Origin of the sequence: Streptomyces sp. RP5T (assembly GCF_003933965.1) — a bacterium.
Taxonomy (GTDB): Bacteria; Actinomycetota; Actinomycetes; order Streptomycetales; family Streptomycetaceae; genus Streptomyces.
The window spans coordinates 1-8,352 of the sequence record NZ_RSAJ01000372.1; the positions used below are offsets into that span (position 1 = coordinate 1).

6 protein-coding genes are annotated in these 8,352 nt (G+C 69.3%); 4 read left to right on the forward strand and 2 right to left on the reverse strand.

Going from position 1 to position 8,352, the window contains the following annotated elements:
• Nucleotides 1-26: 26 nt before the first annotated feature.
• The 3 genes from EHS43_RS30165 to EHS43_RS30175 all read left to right on the forward strand — a co-directional run bounded on the left by EHS43_RS30165 (nucleotide 27) and on the right by EHS43_RS30175 (nucleotide 5,112).
• The gene (locus EHS43_RS30165; protein WP_125193880.1) at nucleotides 27-710 is read left to right on the forward strand and encodes an ABC transporter ATP-binding protein; all 684 of its coding nucleotides are present in this window, start codon (nucleotides 27-29) and stop codon (nucleotides 708-710) included.
• Between the two features lie 213 nt (nucleotides 711-923).
• The gene (locus EHS43_RS30170) at nucleotides 924-4,244 is read left to right on the forward strand and encodes a S8 family peptidase (protein ID WP_125193885.1); all 3,321 of its coding nucleotides are present in this window, start codon (nucleotides 924-926) and stop codon (nucleotides 4,242-4,244) included.
• A 97-nt stretch (nucleotides 4,245-4,341) separates the two neighbouring features.
• Nucleotides 4,342-5,112, forward strand: coding sequence for a group II truncated hemoglobin (locus EHS43_RS30175; protein ID WP_125193881.1), 771 nt, complete (start codon nucleotides 4,342-4,344; stop codon nucleotides 5,110-5,112).
• A gap of 22 nt (nucleotides 5,113-5,134) precedes the next feature.
• Here EHS43_RS30175 and EHS43_RS30180 read toward each other — a convergent pair whose 3' ends face one another.
• The gene (locus tag EHS43_RS30180; protein WP_125193882.1) at nucleotides 5,135-6,037 is read right to left on the reverse strand and encodes a helix-turn-helix domain-containing protein; all 903 of its coding nucleotides are present in this window, start codon (nucleotides 6,035-6,037) and stop codon (nucleotides 5,135-5,137) included.
• Between the two features lie 179 nt (nucleotides 6,038-6,216).
• On the opposite strand from EHS43_RS30180, the gene EHS43_RS30185 reads away from it, so the two are divergent.
• Nucleotides 6,217-7,257, forward strand: a complete 1,041-nt coding sequence (locus tag EHS43_RS30185; RefSeq protein WP_125193883.1) for an NAD(P)-dependent alcohol dehydrogenase — start codon at nucleotides 6,217-6,219, stop codon at nucleotides 7,255-7,257.
• Nucleotides 7,258-7,324: 67 nt separating this feature from the next.
• Here EHS43_RS30185 and EHS43_RS30190 read toward each other — a convergent pair whose 3' ends face one another.
• Nucleotides 7,325-8,245 (reverse strand): DUF5829 family protein, encoded by a 921-nt coding sequence (locus EHS43_RS30190; RefSeq protein ID WP_125193884.1) that lies wholly within the window; start codon nucleotides 8,243-8,245, stop codon nucleotides 7,325-7,327.
• Nucleotides 8,246-8,352: the final 107 nt, after the last annotated feature.

Sequence of the window (8,352 nt, forward strand, 5' to 3'; positions counted from 1 at the left end):
GAACCCCACCACTCCAGGAGCTCACCATGTACGAACTCAGAAGCGTCACCAAGCGCTACTCGCGAGGCAAGGACACCGTCGACGCGCTCGCCGGCGTGGACCTCACCATCGCCGACGGGGACCGTCTCGTCATCCAGGGCCCCACCGGCGGCGGCAAGTCCACCCTCCTCCAGATGCTCGGCGGACTGGACAAGCCCACCGAGGGCGAAGTCGTCCTGGACGGAACCGACCTGGCGAAACTGTCGGAGGCCCGGCTGACCCGGGTCCGCAGCGAGAACATCGGCTTCGTCTTCCAGTCCTTCAACCTCATCCCCACCCTCACCGCCCAGGAGAACGTCGAGACCGCCCTCGTACCCCTCGGCGTGAAGGCGAAGGAGCGGCGGGAGCGGGCGGCCGAGGCCCTCGCCTCCGTCGGGCTCGGGGAGCGACTGCGGCACCTTCCCTCCGAGCTGTCCGGCGGCCAGCAGCAGCGCGTCGCCATCGCCCGGGCCCTCGTCAAGGAGCCGAAGGTGCTCCTCGCCGACGAACCCACCGGCAACCTCGACGAGTCGATGCGCGACGAGATCATGGACGTACTCGAACGCATGTGGAAGGAGCTGGGGCTGACCTTCATCATGGTCACCCACGACTCCGCCATCGCTAAGAAGGCCCCTCGCCTCGCCACGATCCGCAAGGGCCGGATCACGGTGAAGGAGAACGCCGCCTCCTGAGCCCGCGAGCGCGTCCGGCAGCCCCAACTCCCGCTGAACCCGGCGGTCTTGTAACAGACGTTCCTGTCAAGGACTTGTCCCTTGAGGTCGTGATCACCCCTCGGCATACTTCGAGCACCGGGGGGTGTGCGTATAGACGTGCGAGTCTCCCCCCGGCTGGGTGAACGGGGAATTCACCCGGACCTTCTGCAAGGGGGAAACTTGCGCAGACAAGTGAAAAAGGCATGCGCGGCCACGATCGCCACGGCGGCCGCGGTAGCGCTCGCGGCGGGCATGACCAGCCCGGCCTCGGCGGACGCGAAACCGGCGTCGAACGTCTCCCAGTCGAAAAAGGCGCAGCTCGCGCCCAAGCACCGCATCACCCTGATCACCGGTGACCGCGTCGTCGTCGACGCCAAGGGCCGTGTCGTGGGCCTGGAGCCCGCGAAGGGCCGCGAACACATACCGGTGCAGCTCCGCACGTCCGGCGGCCACACCTATGTGCTGCCGTCCGACGTCGTCCGCCTGGTGTCGAGCGGCAAGCTCGACCAGCGCCTGTTCGACGTCACCGAGCTCAACAAGGCCACCACCCGCAAGTCCCAGAGCAAGGGACTGAAGGTGATCGTCGGCTACAAGGGCGCGGCGAGCGCGGCCAAGGGCGACGTCCGGGACGCGGGCACCCTGCGTCACTCCCTGACCTCCCTGAACGCCGACGCCGTGCAGACGCCGAAGGAGGACGCGCCCGAGCTGTGGCGGGCGGTCACCGACGGCGACCGGACCGCCTCCGGTATCGCCCACGTCTGGCTCGACGGCGTCCGCAAGGCCAGCCTCGACAAGTCCGTGCCGCAGATCGGCGCGCCGACCGCCTGGGCCAAGGGCTACAACGGCAAGGGCGTCAAGATCGCCGTCCTGGACACCGGGATCGACGCGACCCACCCGGACCTCAAGGACCAGGTGATCGCGGCCAAGAACTTCTCCACCTCCGCCGACGCGACCGACAAGTTCGGCCACGGCACCCACGTCGCCTCCATCGCGGCCGGTACCGGCGCGAAGTCCGGCGGCAAGTACAAGGGTGTGGCGCCGGGCGCCAAGCTGCTCAACGGCAAGGTGCTCAGCGACGACGGCTACGGCGACGACTCGCAGATCCTGGCCGGCATGGAGTGGGCCGCCGAGCAGGGCGCCGACGTCGTCAACCTCAGCCTGGGCGGCGGCGACACCCCGGAGATCGACCCGCTGGAAGCCGAGGTCAACAAGCTCTCGGAGACCAAGGGCATCCTGTTCGCCATCGCCGCCGGCAACGAGGGCGACTTCGGCGACCAGACCATCGGCTCCCCGGGCAGCGCCGCCTCCGCCCTGACCGTCGGCGCGGTCGACGACAAGGACAAGCTGGCCTCCTTCTCCAGCACCGGCCCCGGCCTCGACGGGCAGATCAAGCCCGACGTGACCGCGCCCGGCGTGGACATCACCGCGGCCGCCGCTCCCGGCAGCCTCATCGACAAGGAGGTCGGCGAGAAGCCGGCCGGCTACCTCACCATCTCCGGTACGTCGATGGCGACCCCGCATGTCGCGGGCGCGGCGGCGATCCTCAAGCAGGAGCACCCGGACTGGCGCTACGCCGAGCTGAAGGGCGCCCTGACGGGCTCCACCAAGGGCGGCAAGTACACCCCGTTCCAGCAGGGTTCGGGCCGTATCCAGGTCGACAAGGCCATCGCGCAGAGCGTGATCGCCGACCCGGTCTCGGTGAGCTTCGGCACGCAGCAGTGGCCGCACACCGACGACACCCCGGTCACCAAGCAGCTGACGTACCGCAACCTCGGCACGAAGGACGTCACGCTGAAGCTGACGTCGACGGCCACGAACCCGAAGGGGCAGGCCGCTCCGGCCGGCTTCTTCAAGCTGGGCGCCACCACGGTGACGGTCCCGGCGGGCGGCAAGGCCTCCGTCGACGTCACCGTCAACACCAAGCTGGGCGGCACGCTCGACGGCGCGTACTCCGCGTACGTGACGGCGACGGGCGGCGGCCAGACCGTGCGCACGGCGGCGGCGGTGCAGCGGGAGGTCGAGTCGTACGACGTCACGCTGAACGTTCTCGACCGTGACGGCAAGCCGGCCAAGAACTACGACGTCGGCCTGACCGGCATCTCCGGCCTCGCCAACGGCAAGGGATTCTCGCCGTACGAGGAGGACGGCTCGGTCACCGTCCGCGTCCCCAAGGGTGGTTACATCCTCAACTCCGCGTACTTCGTGGACCCGGAGGACGCCACCAAGGGCGCCGACTGGCTGGTCCAGCCGAAGCTGAACGTCACCAAGAAGACGACGATCACGCTGGACGCGCGCAAGGCCAAGCCGGTCGACATCACCGTTCCGGACGCGGCCGCCAAGTCGGAGTTCGCCGCGCCGGGCTTCCAGGTCGACACGCCCGACGGCGGTTACGGCTACGGCTGGTTCCTGGACTCGTACACGGGCTTCCGTACCGCGCACCTCGGCCCGGAGGTGACCGACGGCTCGCTCAGCCAGCAGTTCGACGGCCACTGGAGCAAGGGGGCCACCGAGCAGTACGACACCGTCGCCGGCGGCAAGGTCAAGCAGTTCGCCACCGGTTACACCAAGCACTACAAGGCGAGTGAGCTGGCCAAGGTGAAGGTCGGCCTCGGCGCGGCGGCGAGCGGCAAGAAGGGCTCGATCAACGCCGTGGGCTGGCTGCCCGGCTCCTTCTCGGGTTCCTCGATCGGCATCCAGCAGACCCTGCCCGGCACCCGCACCCTGCACCTGTCCACCGTCGGCGGCGTCAAGTGGGGGATGGACTTCGAGCAGGACGGCGCTGTCGACGCGGAGGGCTTCCCGATCGCCGACGCGTACTACACGCTCGGTGCCCCGCAGTCCTTCAAGGGCGGCAAGTCCTACGCGAAGACCTTCAACACCGCGGTCTTCGGCCCGCACCTGAACGCCGACTTCGGTCTGTACCGCGACGGCAACGAGATCTTCGGCTCCCTGCCGCTGTTCGCGGACGCCAACGCCCACGCCGGTTCCTCGGCGTTCACCTCGGTCAAGACCACGCTGTACAAGAACGGCGTCAAGGTCGGCTCGAACGACGACCCGCTGTTCGGCGAGAAGACGTTCAAGGTTCCCGCCGGCCAGGCCTCGTACAAGCTGACGACCTCGGTCAAGCGCAGCGTCAAGGTCGCGGCGGCCTCCACCCGGATCGACGCCAGCTGGACGTTCTCGTCCAAGAAGGCGGCCGGTCCGGCCAAGCTGCCCGCCTCCACGGTCCGCTTCAACGCGGCCACGGGTCTGGACAGCAGGGTCGAGGCCGGCAAGACGGTCAAGATCCCGGTGACCGTCGAGGGCTCCGCCAAGGGCTCCAACCTGAAGTCCCTCGCGGTGTACGTGTCGTACGACTACGGCCAGACCTGGAAGAAGCTCACGGTCTCGGGCGGCAAGATCACCGTGAAGAACCCGGCGAAGGGGAAGGCCATCTCCTTCCACGCCAAGATCGCCGACAAGAAGGGCAACAAGTCGACGATCTCGATCTACAACGCGTACTACGCGAAGTGATCCGCAGCACCCGTTAGCCGAGGGCCCGCCGGACGCACACTGTCCGGCGGGCCCTTCGCGCTGTGCCCGCGACGGCCGTCCGTGTTTGAGTGGCCGTATGACCACACATACCGTCGAGTACATCCGCTACCGCATCCCGGAAGACCGCTCGGCGGAGTTCCTGTCCGCCTACACCCACGCCTCGGCCCAGCTGGCCGCGGCCCCGCAGTGCGTCGACTACGAACTGGCGCGCTGCGAGGAGGACTTCGAGCACTACGTCCTGCGGATCACCTGGACCTCCACCGAGGACCACCTGGAGGGCTTCCGCAAGTCGGAGCTGTTCCCGGACTTCCTCGCCGAGATCCGGCCGTACGTCGAGAACATCGAGGAGATGCGGCACTACAAGCCGACGACGGTCCGCGGCCGGGGTGCCGCCGTGCCCACCCTGTTCGCGTGGGCGGGCGGCACGGAGGCATTCGACCGGCTCACCACGGTGTTCTACGAGAAGGTCCTGGCCGACGACCTGCTCGCGCCGGTGTTCGCGGGCCTGGCCCCCGACCACGCCGAGCACGTGGCCCTGTGGCTTGCGGAGGTCTTCGGCGGCCCGACCGCCTACTCGGAGACCCAGGGCGGCCACGGCCACATGGTCGCCAAGCACCTCGGCCGCGGCATCACCGAGCCGCAGCGCCGCCGCTGGGTCGAACTCATCCAGGACGCCGCCGACGAGGCCGGCCTGCCCACCGACCCGGAGTTCCGTTCGGCGTTCCTCGCCTACGTCGAGTGGGGCACCCGGCTCGCGGTCCACTTCTCGGGACCGGACGCCAAGCCGCCCGCGGAGCAGCCGGTGCCGAAGTGGAACTGGGGGGCGGCACCCCCGTACCAGGGCTGAGCCGTACCAGCGCCGAACCGGATCAGGAGCGCGCGGACTCGCCCGCCCGGGTCGCGTCCGCGCCCCAGCTCGCCAGCAGCCGCAGCGCGTCGGCCGACGGCGAGCCCGGTTCCGCGTGGTAGGTGATCAGAGCCTGCTCGGTGCCGTCGGACAGGGGGAACGACTCGAAGTTCAAGGTCAGTTCCCCGACCAGCGGATGCCGCAGCTGCTTGACGCCGTAGTTCTTCTCCTTGACGTCGTGCGTCGCCCACAGCCGCCGGAACTCCTCGCTCTTGACGGAGAGTTCACCCACCAGGGCGGACAGCAGCGGATCGTCCGGATGGCAGCCGGCGTCCATGCGTAGATAGCTGACCATGTCGGTGGCCTTCTGCTCCCACGGCACGAACAGCTCGCGGTACTCCGGCCGCAGGAACACCAGCCGCGCCCAGTTGCGCTCCCGCGCCGGCAGCTCCGACCAGTCCCCGAACACCGCCGCCGCCATCCGGTTCCAGGCGAGGATGTCCGAGCGCCGCCCCGACACGTACGCCGGGACGTCCACCGAGTCCAGCAGCTGCCGGATCGACCCGCGCACCTGCTCGCTGCGCGCCGCCGGCTTCTTCTTGTGCTGCTTGGGCTTCGCCAGATGCGTGAGGTGCGCGTGCTCGGCGTCGGTCAGCCGCAGCGCGCGGGCGATCGAGCCGAGGACCTCCGCCGAGACATTGCGCCCGTTGCCCTGCTCCAGGCGTGTGTAGTACGCCACGGAGACACCCGCCAGCTGAGCCAGCTCCTCGCGGCGCAGCCCCGGCACCCGGCGGTGCCGCCCGAAGTCCGGCAGCCCCACGTCCTCGGGCTTGAGCCGGGCCCGCCGGGTGCGCAGGAACTCGCTGAGCTCGGCACGCCGGTCCAGTGAGCCGCTTCCGGGCAGTTCCTCGGCCATGTCGTCCATACGTCAAGTATTCACGGTCGTACGTCCACGATCCTGTCCCCGCCGGTGGTAGGACCAGTGGACGTACGCAAAGCCGGGGCCTGGGTGGATCGTGATCCACGGGGCACTGTGGAGAACGTGCCCGGACAAAGGACAGAAGGCAGCCGGGCACAGACCCCCTCGCTAGGAGAACCACCGGCATGACCACTGTCGCCGCATACGCCGCCCCCGCCGCGAAGGCTCCCCTGGAGCGCACCACCATCGAGCGCCGGGCGGTCCGCGAGCATGACGTCCTGATCGACATCAAGTTCGCCGGCATCTGCCACTCCGACATCCACCAGGCCCGCGAGGGCTGGGGCGAGGCCATCTTCCCGATGGTCCCGGGCCACGAGATCGCGGGCATCGTCTCCGAGGTCGGCCCCGGCGTCACCAAGTACCAGGTCGGTGACCGCGTGGGCGTGGGCTGCCTCGTCGACTCCTGCCGGGAGTGCGACAACTGCAAGGCCGGTCTGGAGCAGCACTGCACCGGCGGTTCGGTCGGCACGTACAACGCCGTCGGCAAGGACGGCGAGCCCACCTACGGCGGCTACTCCGAGAAGGTCGTCGTCGACGAGAACTTCGTCGTCCGCATCCCCGAGGGCCTGGCCCTCGACGAGGCCGCCCCGCTGCTGTGCGCCGGCATCACCACCTACTCCCCGCTCAAGCGCTGGGGCGCCGCCCCCGGCAAGAAGGTCGCCGTGATCGGCCTGGGCGGCCTCGGCCACATGGGCGTCAAGATCGCGCACGCGCTGGGCGCCGAGGTCACCGTCCTCTCCCAGTCCCTGCGCAAGAAGGACGACGGCCTCAAGCTGGGCGCCGACCACTACTACGCCACCAGCGACGAGACCACCTTCAAGGAGCTGGCGGGCACCTTCGACCTCATCCTCTCCACGGTCTCGGCCCCGCTCGACTTCGGCGCCTACCTGGGCCTGCTCAAGGCGAACGGCGCCCTGGTGAACGTCGGCGCCCCCGAGGAGCCGATCGCCCTGAACCTCTTCTCCCTCATCGGCGGCAGCAAGACCCTCGCCGGTTCGGCGATCGGCGGCATCGCCGAGACCCAGGAGATGCTGGACTTCTGCGCGGAGCACGGTATCGGCGCCGAGATCGAGCTCATCGCCGCGTCGGAGATCAACGAGGCGTACGAGCGGGTCGTCGCCAGCGACGTCCGCTACCGCTTCGTGATCGACACGGCGACCATCTGACCCACCCGGCACGTACGAAGGGCCCCGGTCGACGACCGGGGCCCTTCGCGCGTACAGCGATCACTTCCTACGGGGTGCCGTCGGTCGCGAATGTCCACACGGCACGGCTGCCCGGACCGACGGTGAGGGTCGAGTGGCCGATCCGCTCCACGTGCCGCTCCTTCAGGGGCCGGTTCAGGGACATCTCGACCCGCTGGAACCCCGCGCGCTCGCGCGGAGCCACGTCGAACCGGATCACGGTGCCGCCGCCCTCCGCGACCACGCCCCCGCCCGTCACACTCCTGACGGCGAACCCGCCGGCCCGCAGCAACGGCACGGTGTCGGCGAGGTCGCCCTCGGTGACCGCGATACGGACCGAGGTCACGTCCCGCATCAGATGGGTGCGGTAGTCGTCCGACAGGACACGCTCCCGGCCCACGTCACCGGGGAAGCTCTCCGGCTCGGTGTTGCTGCGGGGATCGGCGAAGTACTCCGGCCGGTACTCCATCGCCCAGGCACCGAAGGCGTCGTACTCGGTGGCGGTGAGGATGGCGTCGAACCACGGCACGGGCACACCGTCACCGAAGTCCCGGGTCTGGAGGAACTCGATCGGGTCGGCGACCCCCTCGCTCCTCAGCCGTTCGGTGACCGTCGCCAGGTCTCCGTCGCGTTCGGTGGACAGGCCCAGCCCGGCGGAGCCGAGGGTGCCGTCCGGGCTGGCGATGTCACCGACCCCGAACAGTTCGAGATAGGTCTCGCGGCCCAGCAGGTAGCGGCCGGTCCATGTCTGTCCGCCGGCTCCGGTCGTGGTGCGGACCTGGAAGTTGGCGAAGTCCCTCAAGTAGTCGGAGTGTTCGATCGCGTCGGCGGTCTCCCGGTCCAGGACCCCGTAGGAGTGGTTGTAGAACAGCAACTGCCGCTCGGACGAGACACGGCCCTCCTGGGCCTGCGCCGTCCCCACGGCACCCCCGATCGCCGTGGCGAGGGCCACGACGAGCACGACGATCATCCGTAATTTCCGCGGAATCATCATGCGGGCGATCGTAGGGCGGGCGGGCGGCGGCCACAGTTCTTTTCCAGCGAGGTCGAAATGCTTGACAGGTGGCGGTTCACGGG